General features: G+C 50.3%; 14 protein-coding genes. All 14 read right to left on the bottom strand.

Annotated elements, in window-relative coordinates:
- Window positions 1–2: 2 nt before the first annotated feature.
- The 14 genes from LPB400_RS10735 to LPB400_RS10670 all read right to left on the bottom strand — a co-directional run bounded on the left by LPB400_RS10735 (window position 3) and on the right by LPB400_RS10670 (window position 16,717).
- Window positions 3–2,162, bottom strand: a complete 2,160-nt coding sequence (locus LPB400_RS10735; RefSeq protein WP_107769119.1) for a polysaccharide biosynthesis tyrosine autokinase — start codon at window positions 2,160–2,162, stop codon at window positions 3–5.
- Between the two features lie 26 nt (window positions 2,163–2,188).
- Window positions 2,189–2,638 (bottom strand): low molecular weight protein-tyrosine-phosphatase, encoded by a 450-nt coding sequence (locus LPB400_RS10730; protein WP_070584690.1) that lies wholly within the window; start codon window positions 2,636–2,638, stop codon window positions 2,189–2,191.
- A gap of 171 nt (window positions 2,639–2,809) precedes the next feature.
- Window positions 2,810–3,937, bottom strand: a complete 1,128-nt coding sequence (locus tag LPB400_RS10725; RefSeq protein ID WP_219088984.1) for a polysaccharide export protein — start codon at window positions 3,935–3,937, stop codon at window positions 2,810–2,812.
- Between the two features lie 43 nt (window positions 3,938–3,980).
- A complete protein-coding gene (locus tag LPB400_RS10720; protein WP_219088982.1) occupies window positions 3,981–5,882 on the bottom strand; it encodes a polysaccharide biosynthesis protein in 1,902 nt (633 codons plus the stop codon).
- 108 nt (window positions 5,883–5,990) lie between these two features.
- Window positions 5,991–7,166: a DegT/DnrJ/EryC1/StrS family aminotransferase gene (locus LPB400_RS10715; protein ID WP_219088980.1), complete on the bottom strand. Its 1,176-nt coding sequence runs from the start codon at window positions 7,164–7,166 to the stop codon at window positions 5,991–5,993.
- Window positions 7,159–7,938, bottom strand: a complete 780-nt coding sequence (locus LPB400_RS10710; RefSeq protein WP_219088978.1) for a methionyl-tRNA formyltransferase — start codon at window positions 7,936–7,938, stop codon at window positions 7,159–7,161. Before LPB400_RS10710 ends, LPB400_RS10715 begins: the two co-directional genes overlap by 8 nt.
- 13 nt (window positions 7,939–7,951) lie before the next feature.
- Window positions 7,952–8,644 carry an HAD family hydrolase gene (locus LPB400_RS10705; protein ID WP_219088976.1) on the bottom strand — a complete coding sequence of 231 codons (693 nt, stop codon included), beginning with the start codon at window positions 8,642–8,644 and terminating at the stop codon, window positions 7,952–7,954.
- A complete protein-coding gene (locus LPB400_RS10700) occupies window positions 8,637–9,611 on the bottom strand; it encodes an ATP-grasp domain-containing protein (protein ID WP_219088974.1) in 975 nt (324 codons plus the stop codon). Before LPB400_RS10700 ends, LPB400_RS10705 begins: the two co-directional genes overlap by 8 nt.
- On the bottom strand, window positions 9,598–10,215 hold the full coding sequence (locus tag LPB400_RS10695) for a sugar transferase (protein ID WP_049333552.1): 618 nt from the start codon (window positions 10,213–10,215) through the stop codon (window positions 9,598–9,600). The genes LPB400_RS10700 and LPB400_RS10695 overlap by 14 nt, the downstream gene beginning before the upstream one ends.
- Window positions 10,208–11,380 (bottom strand): glycosyltransferase, encoded by a 1,173-nt coding sequence (locus LPB400_RS10690; protein WP_219088972.1) that lies wholly within the window; start codon window positions 11,378–11,380, stop codon window positions 10,208–10,210. Before LPB400_RS10690 ends, LPB400_RS10695 begins: the two co-directional genes overlap by 8 nt.
- A 13-nt stretch (window positions 11,381–11,393) precedes the next feature.
- Complete coding sequence (locus LPB400_RS10685) at window positions 11,394–12,464, bottom strand: glycosyltransferase family 4 protein (protein WP_107769123.1); 1,071 nt, start codon at window positions 12,462–12,464, stop codon at window positions 11,394–11,396.
- On the bottom strand, window positions 12,461–13,771 hold the full coding sequence (locus LPB400_RS10680) for an O-antigen ligase family protein (protein ID WP_219088970.1): 1,311 nt from the start codon (window positions 13,769–13,771) through the stop codon (window positions 12,461–12,463). The genes LPB400_RS10685 and LPB400_RS10680 overlap by 4 nt, the downstream gene beginning before the upstream one ends.
- Window positions 13,772–13,813: 42 nt before the next feature.
- The gene (locus tag LPB400_RS10675) at window positions 13,814–15,241 is read right to left on the bottom strand and encodes an oligosaccharide flippase family protein (protein ID WP_219088968.1); all 1,428 of its coding nucleotides are present in this window, start codon (window positions 15,239–15,241) and stop codon (window positions 13,814–13,816) included.
- 168 nt (window positions 15,242–15,409) lie between these two features.
- Window positions 15,410–16,717, bottom strand: a complete 1,308-nt coding sequence (locus LPB400_RS10670; RefSeq protein ID WP_004520865.1) for a nucleotide sugar dehydrogenase — start codon at window positions 16,715–16,717, stop codon at window positions 15,410–15,412.
- Window positions 16,718–16,758 lie beyond the last annotated feature (41 nt).

The raw sequence follows: 16,758 nt of genomic DNA, 5'->3' as shown, positions 1-16,758 counted from the left end.
GTTTATGATTTATTGTTACCGGAATGGTAGGCATCGTAGGCGTAGTAGTCGTAGCTGTTGTTGGCTTCGCGCTTCATGCCGTTGAGGACGACACCTTTGATGTTGATACGGTTTTGTTTGAGGCGTTCAACGCTGGCCTCAAGCTCTCGTGCACGCGTGTGTGCATAACGGCTTATCATCAGGACGGTGCCTGCATGTTGGCCGATGATGACGGCGTCGGTCACGGCCAATACAGGCGGCGTGTCCAAGATGACGTAATCGTAGCGTTGGCGCGCGTGGGCGAGCAACTCGTTGAAACGTTTGTCCATCAAAAGCTCGGATGGATTGCTAGGATAGCTGCCGCTGCTGATGAGGTGGAGGTTTTCAATGCCGGTCTCTTGTACGGCTTTGGCCGGAGCCGCTTTGCCGTTGAGGATGTCAGACAAGCCGAACTCGGGGGTAAGGCCGAAGAGTCGGTCGAGGTAGCCTTTGCGCATATCGGTATCGATAAGCAGAACGCGTTTGCCTGACTGCGCCATTACGGTGGCGAGGTTGGCGGAGATAAAGGATTTACCTGCTTCAGGCGCGGCACCGGTAATCATGAGGATGTTGTTAGGCGCGTCCAGCATGGAGAAGTAGATATTGGTGCGCAGGGCGCGGATGGCTTCGACGGCAGTATCGGCGCGGTCTTCACTGGCCAGCAGATAGTTGGAACGGCCGCCGGTTTTCTTGAATTTGCTTTTGAAGAAGTCGCGTTTTTGCTGGGTTTTGGAGTGCGGAACAAGAGCGACGACTTCCAAATTGAGGTTTTCGATTTCTGCAGATGAAGTAATGCCGTTTTTCATGCGGTTGCGAATCATCAGCCACAAAGCGGTCAATGAGCCTGCGGCAAGTGCGCTCAGGAACGTGATTACGGCTTTACGCGGTGCAACGGGGTTTTCAGGGACATAGGCATAATCGACGATGCGGACATTACCTTGCGCGCTGGCTTTCATGATGTTGAGTTCTTGTTGTTTGCTCAACAGTTGGACGTAGGTAGCCTGGTTGGTTTCTACGTCGCGGGTCAGGCGGATAACTTCTTGTTGGGTATTCGGCAACTCGGCGATTTGTTGATTGATTTTGTTTTTAGCGCGCTCGAGAACGGCAAGTTTGTCCAATACGGCTTTATAGGAAGGGTGTTCCGGCGTGTACAGCTCGGCTAAGCCTGCTTCTTCGGTTTTGAGCAGGGTAATTTGGGTTTCGATGCTGGTCAGGCTTTCCAATGCGCCTTTGGACTCGAGTGGAATGTCGAGAGAGCCTGATTGTTGGCGGTAGGCATTGAGTTTGTTTTCAGCGTCTTGCAAGGTTTCTTTCAAGCGTGGCAATTCTTCGCTGATGAAGGCCAAACCGCTGGATGCAACTTGGACATCGCGTTCACGGTTTTGCGCAACGTAGTTGTCGGCAATGCTGTTGAGGATGACGCTGGTACGTTTAGGGTCGGTGCCGGTAAAGGCAAGGTTGATGATGGGGCTAGTTTTACCTTTGCTGATAACAGCCAGTTTGTTTTGGATGTTTTCGATGGCGCTGATGCGGGAGAACTTGGTCAACGTAAATTCTTGACCCGGATTGGCCAGTATTTGATCGATTTTGAGGGTGGTGTGATTGTTGATTTTCAGAGGCACGCCGACCTTGCCTTCGACGACGCGTTTGTCAGGAAGGGTAAGGGTATAGGCCTTGTTGCTTTTGGCGGTCAGCGTGAAGGTTTTGTTGAACCATTCGTCTTGTACGGTAAAGCTGCCGACGGTCAATTTAGGATCGGGGTCGCCGCTGATGTTGTGCATCAGGCTGCCGATAACGGGTGTGTATTTGGCTTTGACTTCTTGGTCAAGCTGAAGGTCATCGACGGTTTTACCCAGCACCAAGCGTGATTGAACCAGCTCGACTTCTGCTTCAGACGGCGTGGTTTGATTGTTGAAGATGCTGTTGATTTCGGTCAGGATTTGGTTTTGTCGCGTTTCAATTTCCAGCATGGCGTCGGCACGGTATTGCGGAGTGGATGCCAGGCTGAAGGCTGCGCCAAGAATGCCGCCTGCAAGCAGGGCAGCGAGGATTTTGTATTTATTTGTCCAAATTACGCGCAGCTGTTGACCGAAGTCGATTTCGTCATTGTCTGCGCTGTAAGGTATGTAGGTCGTTTTTTTCATTGCTTGCTTTCTTGTTTATGCCGGTTTTATACCGGTTGAGTTTTTCCGTTTAGTTTGGTTTTCCAAGTGTCTGCGGCAGCATTGAGCTGTTCAAAAACGGCTTCAAACATTTCGCTGCTTTGTTTGTATGGGTCAGGTACGGTTTTTTTAGGTAACCATTGGGCAAACAGCATGGTTTTGCTGCGTGCCGGCGAATGGATGTCGGCAACCATATCGATTTGACTGGGCTCCATCACAAGAATCAAATCGGCCTGCTCGCACATTTGGGCGGTCAGCTGGCGTGCCGTATGGCCTGCAACGATAACGCCGTGTTTGAGTGCGGTTTTAATAGCTTGGAAATCGGCATCCTTCCCTGCCAGTGCTTTTATGCCGGCGCTGCTGATTTGATGGCCGGGTAGTTTTTTCTGCATGATCCGCTCTGCTGTAGGGGAGCGGCAGATGTTGCCTAGGCAGACGATGAGTATGTTGTGGTACATGATATTGTTTTCGGTTTATGGTCTGAAAAAAGCGTGAGTCAGACTATAAGATACTGCTTTTCCGTTTGTGTGGTGTGTACGGCTTTTGTATGCCGTTTATGTAATTGGTTTGGATTGTGCGTAATTTTGTATCCTGCTGTCAAACGAGGGTCTGACAGCAGGAACCACTGTTTATTTAAACGTATTGTCGAGGGTGTTGACGTTGCTGATGGAGTTGGTAATTTGTGACATTACGCGGTTCCAACGGGTAACCGGGGCGGCGGTAACGTAAACGGTATCTTCCGAACGCAGTTTGAATTCGCTGCCCAGCGCGTAAGAAGTCGCATCTTTCAGGTTGAGCTGGTAGATGTGGATAGGTTTGGCCGCATCTTCTGGTGCGCGGCGGATCACGAATACGCCGGTTGCATCAGCATAGTTTTGGTTCATGCCGCCGACTTCGCCGAGCGCTTGGGTCAGGTTGAGGCCGTGATTGCCGATCGGCAGGGTGGCTTGTTTGCCGACTTCACCCATGATGTAGATTTTGTTGTTGCTGCTGTTAGGAACGTAAACGATGTCGCCATGGCTGAGAAGATGGTTTTGCGACATATCGCCGTATTGCAGCATGTCTTGCAGGGAGAGGGTGCGGTCGACGCCGTTGTGCGTCCATTTGATGTGTTGGGTGTCGGCACTTTGGGTAACACCGCCTACTTGGTTGATGGCATCCAAAATGGTCATCGGGATATTGGTAATCGGCAGCTGACCTGCTTGGTTGATGGCCCCGGATACTGAAATACGTTGCGAACGGAATTCGGTAACGTTGATGGCTACTTGAGGGTTTTTGATGTAGCGTTTCAGAAGGTTGGTCAGGGTGTTTTGCAATTCGTCCAAAGTTTTGCCTTTGGCTTGAATTTTGCCTGCCAACGGGTAAGTGATGTAACCGCCCTCATCTACCCAGGCACCGCGGCTGACTTGGTTGGTTTGCGGGTTGCTTTGCTGGATAGGGGAGTTGAGGTCGGAGTGTGCCCAAACCATGATATTGAGGACGTCGCCGCTGCCGATGCGGTAGCGGTAAGCGCTTTTGCTTTGCTCCAAACCTTGGTTGTTTTGGGAAAGTACAGGCGACTTGCGCATTTTTTCAATCAGGTTGGGCGTGATAGGGTAAACGGCAACGCGGCTGTCGAGGTTGGTATCGGCTGCGGTGTCGGTATCGGTGTAAACAATGGTTTTGGTTCTGGTTTTGATGGTTGAACCGGGAATGACTGTCGTGCTGTTACAGGCAGTCAGCGCTAATAGAGTAAGCAGGGAGAGCGTTTTTTTCATGTAGTAGTCCTTGCAGGATGGTGTCCGGGCCGTCTGAAAATGTTCAGACGGCATTATTGTTTTGTTGCCAAACCAAGTCGCAGATACCGTCTTTAGGTACGAAGCCTGTCGGTGCGCGCAACAAAAGCTGGCGCAGGCTGTCTTGGTCGCTTTGGAGACAAGCAGTTTCGAGTTCCGACAGTATGTCAGATAATTGCGTCCATGGAAGCATTACTTCACTGGCGGTCATAATACGGGGATGAGTGGTTTTTTGTACCTCGTCGCCGATGAGCAGTTCTTCATAAAGTTTCTCGCCCGGGCGCAGGCCGGTAATCTTGATTTCGATGTCGCCGTGGGGGTGTTGCTCGTCTTTCACTTTGAGGCCGCTGAGGACAATCATTTGACGGGCAAGGTCGATGATTTTGACGGATTCACCCATGTCAAGGACGAATACGTCGCCGCCTTTACCCATTGCGCCGGCTTGGATAACCAATTGCGCCGCTTCGGGAATGGTCATGAAGTAGCGGGTAATGTCTTGGTGGGTCAGGGTAATCGGGCCGCCTTCGGCAATTTGTTTTTCAAATACAGGGACAACGGAGCCGGACGAACCCAATACATTACCGAAACGCACCATGCAGAAGCGTGTTTTTTGCTCCGGCTCGGCGGCAAGCGCTTGCAGGCAGAGTTCGGCCATGCGTTTGCTGGCGCCCATGGTGTTGGTCGGACGAACGGCTTTGTCGGTGGAAATCAAAACAAAGGTGGAAACGCCCGCATCTACGGCGGCCTGCGCGCAGCAGAGTGTGCCGAACACGTTGTTTTGAATGCCTTCGATGGTGTTGAACTCGACCATAGGGACGTGTTTGTAGGCCGCGGCATGATAAACGGTGTCGACGTGATAGGCCTTCATGATGCTGCTAAGGCGTTCTTTGTTTTGAACCGAGCCCAAAAGCGGTACGACTTCGACTTGGCTGCCTTGCGCGGCTTGGGTTTCGCGCAATTCTTTGTCTATGCTGTACAGGGCAAATTCGGACAATTCAAACAACAGCAGTTTGGTCGGACGGCAGTTGAGAATCTGACGGCAAAGTTCGGAGCCGATAGAACCGCCTGCGCCGGTTACCATCACGACTTTGTCGCTGATGTCGGCACTCATCAATTCAGGGCGCGGTGCCACAGGGGCGCGGCCGAGCAAATCGACCACAGAGATTTTTTTCAATGAGCTGACGTTGATTTTCCCGTCGACCAAATCTTTCATGCCCGGAATGGTTAGGACTTCACATTTGTATGCTTCGAGGCGGCGGATGATGTCTTTGCGTTCTTCCGGCGTAGAACTTGGTATCGCCAGCAGAATTTTGCGGACGCCGTAACGGCTGATCAGCATCGGGATTTCGTTGGGGTTGTGGACGGCCAGGTCATAGATGACGGTACGTTGGATTTTTGGGTTGTCATCGACAAAGGCAATGGCCGAATATTCGTTAACCTGTTTGATGGCTTCCAACAACTGGCGGCCGGATTGGCCTGCGCCGTAGATGATGACGGGGGTCATCTGTTTGCGGTGATGGTCGGTCAGAATCGCGCGCAGGATCATGCGCGAGCTGGTGACGCCGACCACCAAGACCAAGAAATAGACGATGGGCAGGGCAAGGTGCAGTTTTTGTTCAAAAATCAGGGTGGTCAGGCAGAACAAGACCGCTGAAATGATGCTGCCGAATGCGGCGGCGGTCAGGACGCGGATGCTGACGAAGCGCGTGACGGCGCGATAGAGGCCGATACGGATGAAAAGGATGATGGTCAGCACAGCGGTGCTGCCGAAAGCCAGCCAGTTGGCGATACTCAACCATTCGTCGGAATATTGCACTTTGAGGCTTTGGGCAAACCAAAACGCCACGAATATCATCAAGATATCGTGGATGACGAAGAAGGTTTTTTTAAGGTTGCGCGGCAGAGCCAGCAGGGTTTCCAAGTTCATTTTATATTTCTTGTGTCTGAGTGTTGTAATGTGGCTTGGTACGGATTGTTTGAAGCAGGCTGTTTTATTTTTTCAGACGGCCTGAAGTTGCAGGCCGTCTGAAAATGATTATGCCGTGGCTTCAGTCAATACGGCTTCGATGTTTTCTTTGCAGGACGCAATTTCTTCATCGGTCAGGGTTGGGTGCACCAAGAACATCAGGCTGGTGTCGCCCAACTCGACGGCGTTTTTCAAACGCTCTTTCGGACGCCAAGGTGTGTCGTCGAAGGCTTTTTCCAAATACACTTCGGAGCAGCTGCCTTGATAGCATGGGACTTTGCGCGCGTTCAGTTCGTTGACGATGCGGTCGCGCGTCCAGCCGTCTTTCAGGTGTTCGGGTTTGACGAAAACGTAGAACTTGTATTGTGCGTGTTCGATGTAGTCGGCTACTTCAACCAAACGGATGCTGGCGAACTTGCCCAAGCTTTCAGCCAGTTTGGCGGCGTGTGCTTGACGGCGTGCAGTCCATTCGGGCATACGTTTGAGCTGGATGCGGCCGATGACAGCCTGCATTTCCATCATGCGCCAGTTGGTGCCGAAGCTTTCGTGCAACCAGCGGAAACCGGGTGCGTGTTCGCGGTGGTACACGGCATCGTAGCTTTTGCCGTGGTCTTTGTACGACCACATTTTGCTCCACAGCTCTTTGTCATTGGTAGTAACCATGCCACCTTCGCCGCCGGTGGTCATGATTTTGTCTTGGCAGAACGACCAAGCGCCGACGTGGCCGATAGAGCCGACGGATTTGCCTTTGTATTTTGCACCGTGCGCTTGGGCGCAGTCTTCGATAACCCACAAGTTATGTTCTTTGGCCAAAGCCATGATATCGTCCATTTCGGCAGGCATACCGGCAAGGTGAACCACGATGATGGCTTTGGTGTTTGGCGTCAAAGCGGCTTTGATGGTTTCGGCGCTGATGTTTTGGCTGTTCAAATCGACATCGGCGAAAACCGGATTTGCGCCGGCGGTCACGATACAGGACGCGGAAGCCAAGAAAGTGCGCGAAGTGACAATCACATCATCGCCTTGGCCGATGCCCATTGCTTTGAGTGCTACGTCCAAAGCCAACGTACCGTTGGAAAGGGCGACGGCGTATTGCGTGCTGACAAAAGCTGCAAATTCTTTTTCAAATTCGCGACATTCCGTACCTGTCCAGTAGTTGACTTTATTGGACAGCAGGACTTTGGAAACGGCATCGGCTTCTTCTTGGGTAAAGCTTGGCCATGGGGAGAGTGATGTATTAAGCATTTGTTTTTCCTGCGAAAAGACTGGTTGAGCCTTTGGGGGCGATTTCTTCCAGCAGTTGACGGTTGATCAGGGTGTATTTCTGACCGTTGATTTCGACGTATGCGCCGTCGTAAGGAGGGAACCAGAAGGCGCGGATTTTCTTCTCGATATTATCGCCGTCGCGGATTTGCTTCATGGCTTCCATCTCGTCACGGCTGACATAGCGGCCACCGATGTTTGGCGTGGTCGGTAATTTGGTTTTCGACTCGATGGCGCGGGTGATGACGCGTCGTGCGAAATCTTCCAATGCCTGCATGGTTTTGCGTTCGAGCGATTGGGCGGTTTCTGTTTCAGCATCGATAGGGAAGCGGTCCACTTCGATAATTTCGCCGGTATCGATGGAAGCATCGACGTAGTGGGCGGTATTGCCCCATTCGTTCAGCTCGTCCATGATGGCCAGGTTGTAGCCACCTGTGCCTTTGTATTCGGGCAACAGTGCAGGGTGGAAGTTGATCGTGCCTAAAGTCGGAATGCTCAGGAATTCATCACGCAGCTTGCGCCAATAAAGGACGGACAAGCCCAAATCGTATTTCAGACGGCCTTCTCGCATTGCTTCCAAAGCCGTATCGAAGGTGTACAGGGGCAAGCCCAATTCCTGCGCGGCAGCCGTGGTCGGCGAGCCTTGCAGATGGCTGTCGGTCAAGACACCGACGATTTCGATATGGTCTTGTTTGGTCAAAAAACGAAGCAGGTTGGCGGAAACCTGTTTACGACCCATAAATAAGATTTTCATGGAGAAATGTCCCTTATGCATTTGCTTTTTCGGTGGCGGAAGTTGACAGTGTAGTCAATTCTTCCAGGGTGTTTATCCAAAGGGTGGGCTGGTATTCACGACCGTATTGCTCGGGCTCGGCTTGATGAATATTGTGTGGCTTAGGCATGATGCCTATGGAGAGCCAACCCAGTTTGTTGGGTGCGACAAAATCTTTTTTGATGTTGTCGCCGATGTAGATGAAACGTTTTGCAGCTGGATATTTGTTTTGCAGGAAGACAAAACGCTTATCGTCGGGTTTTTCCGATTGCATGGCTTCCGAAATCAAAATGTCGTCAAACAAATCGGTCAAACCCAAGGCCTGTATTTTCAAACGCTGTGTCAGACTGCGGCCGTCTGTAATCAGGGCGCGTGCGGCAAAAGGGCGCATCAGCTTCTGTAAAAAAGACGGTTCGACATAGGGTCGGATAACAGGCCTGTGTAGTCGATATTGCCACAAAAGTGATTGTTTCTCTAGTTCGTTTAATTTGCAATGATGACACAAATTTTCAAGCCAGTCTTTACTTTTATTTTCTGCAATTTCATTTAGTACATCGGCATCGTATTGTGGGTAAAGCGACGTAATTGTCCCTACAACTGCCTGTATTCCGGAGCATTTGTAGTCGTACTCAGAGTAAAGCGTATCGTCAAGATCGAAGACGATGACGGATTCTTCCGGTTTAATCATGTTCTCTTACCAAAATCTTAGCATCATAACGAAGCATGATTAAATTGTTTTCCCAGTCGTCGGAGAAAGGGATGTCTTGGCCGCCGATGTATTCTTGAATCAGCCAGCCCGGATAGTTGCCGCCTGCAGCGTAAGTCAGCGGGAAACCGCCACCGAAACGCGGGTTGATTTCCACGCCGTAGGTTGTGCTGTCGGTTTTGCTGACGAAGAATTGCGCGGTAATGCAGCCGCGTGCGCCTTCCAATACGGCCATTTTTTCAACCAGCTCTTTATACAGGGCATTGCGGCGGGTTGCGCCTTTACTGACTTCGCCGGTGCGCACTTCCAAACGTTCGCGAGGAATGGCGCATTTCAGACGGCCTTGACGGTCGTAATACATATCGACGGTAAATTCGGAAAAAGTATTCTCGATATCGATGTATTGGGTGAACATCATTTTCGGGTCTTCGGTAATGTCGACAGTCAAATCAGCTGGTGTGTTGATTTTTTTCGCACCGATGGCGCGGCTGCCGTCATAAGGCTTGGTAAAACATGGGAAAACCAGGTGGTCCCGTTCGTAAATTTCAGGGGAACGGATGCTGTATTGTGCAAACAGGCCTGAGGTCAGGCGCTTGTCGCGGCACAGGGTAATCAACTTTGCATCGGAAATGACAATATGTATTCCTTCAGCTTCAAAACGGTCACGTGCTTCGGCCAGTTTGAGCAGCTCAGTATCGATGGTTGGCACAATCAGACCGATGTCGTGTTGTTTGGCCAACTCGAAAATGCTGTTAATGTATTCGGCTGCATCGATACGCGGTACGCTGAAAGCTTGGTCGGCAACATGGCAGGCAGAAGACATGTGTGGGTTGAGGTCAGTGGCAAAAACGCTGATGCCGTCTGAAAAACGTGCGGCTTCGGTTTGAAAGTCCTGCACCAATTCGACACGGCGACCTGCCGACAGAATCAGTATATTATTTTTTTTCATCAGTTTTATTACCCGTGAAATAAGGCATTGTGGCTTCTCCTTCGGCTGAGATGCCTTCTTTGACGAAGACTTTTTTAACTGTCAGGAACAAAATTTTGATATCCAGCCAAAAGCTGAAGTTGTCGATGTACCAAACATCGTGGGCAAATTTTTCATCCCATGAAATGGCGTTGCGGCCATTGACTTGAGCCCAACCGGTCACGCCCGGTTTCATTTCGTGGCGGCGGTTTTGGAAGTCGTTATACAACGGCAGGTAGTGCATCAGCAGCGGACGAGGGCCAACTAGACTCATCTCGCCTTTTAAGACATTCCATAATTCAGGAAGTTCGTCCAAACTGGTGGCACGTAATTTTTTGCCGAAATCGGTCAGGCGTTCGCTGTCCGGTAGTGGGTTGCCGTCTTTATCGATTGCATCGCGCATGGAGCGGAATTTAATCATTTTAAACGGCTTGCCATCTTTGCCCGGCCGCTCTTGGATGAAGAACACGGGCGAGCCTAGGTTTTTACGGATGAGGTACACCAAAATCAAAAACACAGGCGACAGGATAATCAGTCCTGAAGCGGAGGCGACAATGTCAAACAGGCGTTTGAAAAATTTATTCATGAGCTAATCTTTCAATCAGGTTGACGATTTTTTGATAGGCAACGTCGCGTTTGAAGCGGCCGACGATTTCTTCGGACTGAACAGGATCGCTTTTGCGCTTCAAAATATCTTTGGCGGCTTGAACGAAACCGTCCACATCGCCGGAATGGTAGTTCGCATGCGGCAGCAGGGTAAGGACTTCGGCAACTTCGTCGTTGACTTGGCTGTTCAGAATCGGTTTTTGCAAAGCCATATAGTCGGAGAGTTTGTTGGTAATCGATGCCATTGAATAGGACTGGATGGCGTTGATGGCAATGTCGCAGCCCTTGGCAACCGACATCATTTCGGCATAGGGAATGTAGCCGTAAAACTTGATGTCGTCGCAGGCGTATTGTTTGAGCCTGTCCAAATCAGGGCCGCCGCCCATGATGTGCAACTCGACGTTTTCGCCGGCGTCCAACAGCTTGAGAACGCCTTTGCACACGGTTTCCACGTCATAGCTGTAACTGAGCGTGCCCAAGTAGAAAAAGCGGGTTTTGTCGTCGCCAAAATCTTTGGCAGGCGCGGCATCGAGTTTGGGAAAGTCAGCACCGATATAGACGACTTCGCCAGGTACATTCGGATTGGCTTCTTTGGCGCGGTCGAGATAAGTCTGCGATACGGCAACCAGCGCGTCGGCGTAACGGTAGGCCTGGTTGGCGCGTGAAGCAAAGGGCAGCAGGTTGTGCGGTACTTTTTTCAAAAACGGTACGACTGAGGAGAAAGACTCCGGCCATACGTCCTGCACATCGACAATCAGTTTGTAACCCAAACGCGCTTTGTGTTTGCCCAACAGCAGGTTGGTGGCAATCAGCGGATAGGCGGAAAAGACGACGTCTTGTTCGCCCGGACGGCAGTTTTCCAACCATTTTTCAAAATGTTTGACGAAGTGGTGATGGCTGGCCAAGCGTCCTAAAGACACGTTTTTGCTGTATCCGCTTTCTTCCAACAGCATGACTTTCAGACGGCCTTGTGAGGCGGCCTTGGCATCTTCGGGCCGTCTGAAAGATTTGTCGTAGTGCTTGAAGTTGCTGGTAATCAGCAACACGTCATGCGACTGCGACAACAGCTCGGCAAGATACCAGAAGCGGTTGAAATGCGGCTCGGACGGCAATGAGCAATAAGGGGCGACGATGGTAATGTTCATGTTTCAGATAGCCTTACATTTCGTACGCAGCCATGGTGGTGCGGTAGATTTCGTCGTCGGAGCATAAGGTTTCGACGTGTTTGTGCAGGGCTTTACCCATTTGACCACGCAACTCTGGATGCTTGATGAGTGTATCGACGGCTTCGATAAATGCTTCGTCGTCGCCGAAAGGAATGCAGTAGCCGGTTTGGCCGGTAATGACCATTTCCGAAATGCCCGCCATGTTGTAGGTCACGACAGGCGTGTCGTAAAGGCCGGCTTCCAAAATATTGTTGCCGACACCTGCTCCGTGGTCGCCTACGCAATGCGGCGTGTTCACCAAAATATCGACTTCTTTGAAGTAGCCGGTCAAGTCGCGGACGCCGCCGAGGAAGGTGACTTTGTCTTCAATGCCTAAACGTTTGGCTTGGGCTTTGAGGTTGTCCATTTCTTCGCCGATACCTGCAACGTTGAGGCGTACAGGCATACCGCGGTCAACCATTTTCTTCAAAATATCCAACATCAGATGCACGGCGCGGACGGTGTCCAAACGGGAAAGCGTGCCCAGTTGGACATAGTCTTTGACTGTTTTTTCAGGAACGAAATCTACTTTGTGCAGGGCATTGTAGGTGTAGGTGATGCGGTTGGCAGGGAAACCGTAACGGATGAGTTTTTCACGTTCGTGTTTGCAGTTGCCGATGATGTACACGCCCAGCTTGTCGAAAAGCTTGGCAATTTTCGGATAAGTTTCCGGATTAAGGCCGCGCGCGTGGTAGAACACTTTGGTTTTCGGCGAGGCAAACTTGGCCGCAATGGCACAGGCCGGAACGATACGCGCCATTTGGCAGTGAATCACATCGGGCTTCTCTTTTTTCAGCAGTTTCATATAGGCAAACATGCCTTTGACGTAACCCAAAAGACCACCTTGGTAAAAATCAATCGGCTGCCAACGGATGCCCAATGCTTGCGCTTCCTGAATCAAAGGGCCGTCTGAAGAGGCCAATACGATATCGTGTCCGCGTTGTTTGAGCAGGCGACCGAGGCGGAAAGTGGCATTTTCAGTGCCACCGAGGCCGGACATGGAGGTAGTCAGGGTGATTTTCATGATATTCCCTTTGTTTTAGATGGGGTATAGCTATATGTGTAAGCGGCCTGATTTTGTAATTTGGATGCGACAAATGTGCTGTAAATGTAAATCAGCAGGCAGGGTAGCCAGATGAAGGGCATACGCAAAATGGTGGACGGAATAAAACCTGCCAACAAGAAAATGCCCAAAGTTACCCAAGCCAGTACGCGTGATTTGTTGGTTAGTGCACGGCTTGAGGCAGTGTAGAGGAAATAAAACGCTACAAATGCAATAAAGCCGAGCAGGGAAATTATGCCGAAACCCAAATACAGTTCGATGATGAAACTGTGCGGATTTTCAAAACCCAGGCTGTTACTCAAGTGGCCGCCAAAATAGTCGCGAAAATTTTTTGGTCCGTAGCCGGTTAGCAACAGGGGCGGATTATTCCAAAAATAGTTGTAAATCTCCTGACGGTAGGACACAGAGTTGTCGCTGTCTAAATCGAATAGAAAAAGGTATACGCGGCTGGAAAAACGTTCAAGAAAAGGGTTGCCGTTAAGTGACAGCAAAAATTCCGCGATGACACGGGATGGAATCATCGATAATGTTAACGCGAGCAGTCCTGTGGCAATAACGGTAATAAAACCATTTTTACGATAAGCTATATAAATGAGTGAAATCAAAAGGTAGCAGGCAATAGCTGTGCGTGATACGCAAACAAAAATGGCCATACCTAGTAGTAAATATAATCCCCAGCCCAGTAGTTTCTCTTTGTGTTTGCGTCCTTGCAGTTGAAAGAAAAATAGGATGGCGGGTGCGAGGCAAACGGCAGTGGCAGCAAGGTTGTTGGGATTGAAAAACAGCCCTTTGAGCGAACCTTCTTTAATGGCCAGTTCATCACTGGCACTGACAAACTGAATGCCGGTAATCAATTCCACAAATGGTGGAATGGCAACATAAAGGGCAAAGACCAATAAAAACTTCTGAATAACGCCCAATGGATTTTCAGCGCGCATAAGCACTTGGTAAAACAAGTAGAAAAAAACCGGCACCGCCATAAAAAACAAGATGTCCATGTATTGAGTCGGTATCAGCGATGTAATGCCCATGTGGATGGCCGGCCAAATACACATGGCGGCCAGGGCGCAGAGCATGACAAAAATTTTGCGCGGAATATGCTTGCCCTCCAAAAAGAATACGGCAAGGCCAATCAATACGAACAACAACGATAAAGGATTATCGATGCGCGGTACGCCGATTTTAAAAGACAGCGCCGGCCCCAGCATATAAGCTGTAAACATAATGTATAGGATGTAAGTGTATAAATTTAGACGTTTTATTTTCATAGTCGTTCTGTTGTTATCGTAGAGACATGAATCTCAGGTTGGCTATTTTGCCGAACGGTTTAATTTGGCTTTGATTTTTTCGGTCGCGGCAAATAGTGCTTGTTTGTATTTTAGGAACAGGAAACCCAGCCCGACTGCCCATGCCAGCGCAAACCAGATGTAGTTGTCGCGCGTACCCAGCCAAGTATAGGCAAGGCAGATCATCAGGCAGAGCGTTGAGTTTGTATAAATCTTCAGGCGCGGCAAAGGCTGCCACAGGCGTGAAGAGAATTCGGTTTTAAAGATGAAAAACAGCCAAAAAGCCGTTGCGCTGGCCATAGCCGCACCTTTTGCACCGAATTTCGGTACCAGCAGATAGAGCAGGGCGGTATTGGCGATAAAGGCAACGATGTTGATGACGGTAATCAGCCAAGTTGAGCGGACAACGTTCAAACCGATGCCGCTGACTTCGGTCAGCGTGTAAAACAGGGGGAAGAGCATACACGAGAGCAGGATAAATTGAACCTGCGTGTATTTTTCCGGCAGTATCCAGGTCACCATCGGCGAGAAAATCCCAATGAGGCAAATCATTGCGCTGATGAGGACGGTCATGGAAAGCGTGATGTCGCCGATTTTATCCAGATTGGTTTTTTCTTCTACCCATTTGAACACCAAAGGCGCCCAAATAGTGGAAAACACACTTTGGAAAATCAAGGCGACGGCACCAAAGCTGACTGCCATCGAATAGATGCCCAATTCGTCCAAACCCGAGATGTCTTTGAGGACAAAGCGGTCAATCGAAGTCAGGCCCCAATAGGCCAAGTTGCCGAATGCCAGCGGCAGGCCGTAGCGCAGGCCGTCCCGATGCAGCTCGGGCGACCATTTCGCATGGGAAACGGCTTGCAGGTCTTGGCGCAGCTGATATATCAACAGTACAACGGTCAGCACTTGGGCTGCGGTGTAGGTAAAAACCAGCGAAGTAGTATTGGTAGGTAAGCCGGAAGCAATCACGGCAAAAACCAACACCAAAATCAAGAATTTCGGCGCAAGCTGGCTGACGGAAAAAGCCAATGCCTGCTCTTTCATCCGCAAAATCAAGGCTAAAAAACGGGTAATCAGCGTAGTGGCCAAGAAAATCAGAAAGAGAATCCCCAAATTTGCACTGGGGATGTCAAAAATGATTTCAGACGGCCATGATGCGTTTATCAGTAACACTAAAACCACAACCGCCACAGTCAGAATCAATGGCGATAAAAAAACGGATTTGAACAGCGCGGCCTTGTCTTTAACGGCGTAATAGTCGCGAATATAGGATTGGTCCAGCCCCAAGCCCAGCAACAGGATGCTCAGTCCGGCAATGGTCTGCAAGAGTACGATACGGCCGATGTCTTCCGCAGGGAAGTACCATGAGATGAGCGGCAGGGAAAGCAGGCCGAAAGCGGCGCTTCCTATCGGGCCCAATGCGTAGCCGAGGATTTTTTTCGCGTTCATATTATTTGTTTTCAGACGGCCAGAAGTTCGAGCTGAGCGTTTTTCGTAGGGTATGTGTTGTTACCGTTGCCGGTTTGCCAAGGCCGTCTGAAAAACAAATAGCCTTGGGAAACCGGCTACCGTCCCGGTCGGGGAAACCGGAGGCAGCCGGATGTGTCTGAAGCAAGATTATGCTTTGATGACTTTAGGATTTTTTACTGGGAATTTGCCGCGTGTATCGACAATCAGCTTGGCATGTTCGGTGATCATGTCATAGTCGAATTTGTCGTGATCGGTGGTCAGAACCACGCAATCGTATTGGGCGACAGTTTCAGGAGTCAGCGCTTCGCTCTTCAGGTCGAAGTAGTGGTGGCCGGGGATGTGTGGGAACTCTGGAACGTGCGGGTCAGAGTAGGAAACCACTGCGCCCAGTTTGTGCAGGCGGTCCATCACTTCTACAGACGGGCTTTCACGCATATCGTCCACGTTTTTCTTGTAGGCGATACCCAATACCAAGATTTTGCTGTCTTTGATAGAACGGTTGTGGTCATTCAAAGCCAGGCCGACTTTTTCGATAACGTAGTCAGGCATGTGGGAGTTTACTTCGCCGGCAAGCTCGATGAAGCGGGTGTTTACGCCGTATTCGCGTGCTTTCCAAGTCAGGTAGAACGGGTCGATAGGGATACAGTGACCACCCAAGCCTGGACCTGGGTAATAAGCAACGAAGCCGAACGGTTTGGTCGCAGCGGCATTGATGACTTCGTGAATGTCGATGCCCATTTTGTCGGCAACGATTTTCATCTCGTTCACCAAGCCAATGTTTACGGCGCGGTGGATGTTTTCCAGGAGTTTGGTCAGCTCGGCAGCTTTGGTGGAGCTTACTGGAACAACTTTATCGATGGCAGGTTGGTACAGCGCAAGGCCGACTTCCAAACAGGCAGGGGTATGGCCGCCGATGACTTTTGGAATGGTACGGGTTTCAAAGTTAGGGTTACCCGGGTCTTCACGCTCAGGAGAGTAAACTAAGAACACGTCTTGACCGACTTTCAAGCCGCCTTCTTCCATACGTGGCAGCAATTCTTCTTCGGTAGTACCGGGGTAGGTGGTGGATTCTAAAGACAGCACTTGACCGGCGCGCAGGTAAGGTTTTACCGCATCGGTAGTGTCAATCACAAAGCTCATGTCCGGCTCACGGTATTTGTTCAGCGGAGTCGGTACGCACAAAATGACGGCTTCTACTTCGCCGATGCGGGAGAAGTCGGTCGTTGCTTCAAACAGGCTGTTGGAAGCAGCGGCAATTTTGTCGGAAGGGATATGCTCAATGTAGCTTTCGCCTTTGTTGAGCTTGTCGACTTTGTTGGTGTCAATGTCGAAACCCAAAACTTGGTAACCGATATCCACATAGCGCAACATCAGTGGTAAACCGACGTAGCCTAAGCCAACGATGCCGATTTTTGCGGTCTTATCGGCAAATTTTTGTATCGTAATGTTTTTCATGATGTCTTTCGTTTAATGAATGAGTAAATCGGGAGTGTTTT

Origin of the sequence: Neisseria perflava (assembly GCF_019334725.1) — a bacterium.
GTDB lineage: Bacteria > Pseudomonadota > Gammaproteobacteria > Burkholderiales > Neisseriaceae > Neisseria > Neisseria subflava_A.
The sequence above is the reverse complement of the archived record's forward strand: the minus strand, read 5'-3'. Positions and strand labels throughout refer to the sequence as shown.

Coding starts and splice junctions, on each gene's coding strand:
- LPB400_RS10700 (WP_219088974.1), bottom strand. CDS start 9,611: ATGAAAAAAAATAATATACTGATTCTGTCGGCAGGTCGCCGTGTCGAA.
- LPB400_RS10715 (WP_219088980.1), bottom strand. CDS start 7,166: ATGCTTAATACATCACTCTCCCCATGGCCAAGCTTTACCCAAGAAGAA.
- LPB400_RS10730 (WP_070584690.1), bottom strand. CDS start 2,638: ATGTACCACAACATACTCATCGTCTGCCTAGGCAACATCTGCCGCTCC.
- LPB400_RS10675 (WP_219088968.1), bottom strand. CDS start 15,241: ATGAACGCGAAAAAAATCCTCGGCTACGCATTGGGCCCGATAGGAAGC.
- LPB400_RS10680 (WP_219088970.1), bottom strand. CDS start 13,771: ATGAAAATAAAACGTCTAAATTTATACACTTACATCCTATACATTATG.
- LPB400_RS10710 (WP_219088978.1), bottom strand. CDS start 7,938: ATGAAAATCTTATTTATGGGTCGTAAACAGGTTTCCGCCAACCTGCTT.
- LPB400_RS10670 (WP_004520865.1), bottom strand. CDS start 16,717: ATGAAAAACATTACGATACAAAAATTTGCCGATAAGACCGCAAAAATC.
- LPB400_RS10685 (WP_107769123.1), bottom strand. CDS start 12,464: ATGAAAATCACCCTGACTACCTCCATGTCCGGCCTCGGTGGCACTGAA.
- LPB400_RS10690 (WP_219088972.1), bottom strand. CDS start 11,380: ATGAACATTACCATCGTCGCCCCTTATTGCTCATTGCCGTCCGAGCCG.
- LPB400_RS10735 (WP_107769119.1), bottom strand. CDS start 2,162: ATGAAAAAAACGACCTACATACCTTACAGCGCAGACAATGACGAAATC.
- LPB400_RS10725 (WP_219088984.1), bottom strand. CDS start 3,937: ATGAAAAAAACGCTCTCCCTGCTTACTCTATTAGCGCTGACTGCCTGT.
- LPB400_RS10695 (WP_049333552.1), bottom strand. CDS start 10,215: ATGAATAAATTTTTCAAACGCCTGTTTGACATTGTCGCCTCCGCTTCA.
- LPB400_RS10705 (WP_219088976.1), bottom strand. CDS start 8,644: ATGATTAAACCGGAAGAATCCGTCATCGTCTTCGATCTTGACGATACG.
- LPB400_RS10720 (WP_219088982.1), bottom strand. CDS start 5,882: ATGAACTTGGAAACCCTGCTGGCTCTGCCGCGCAACCTTAAAAAAACC.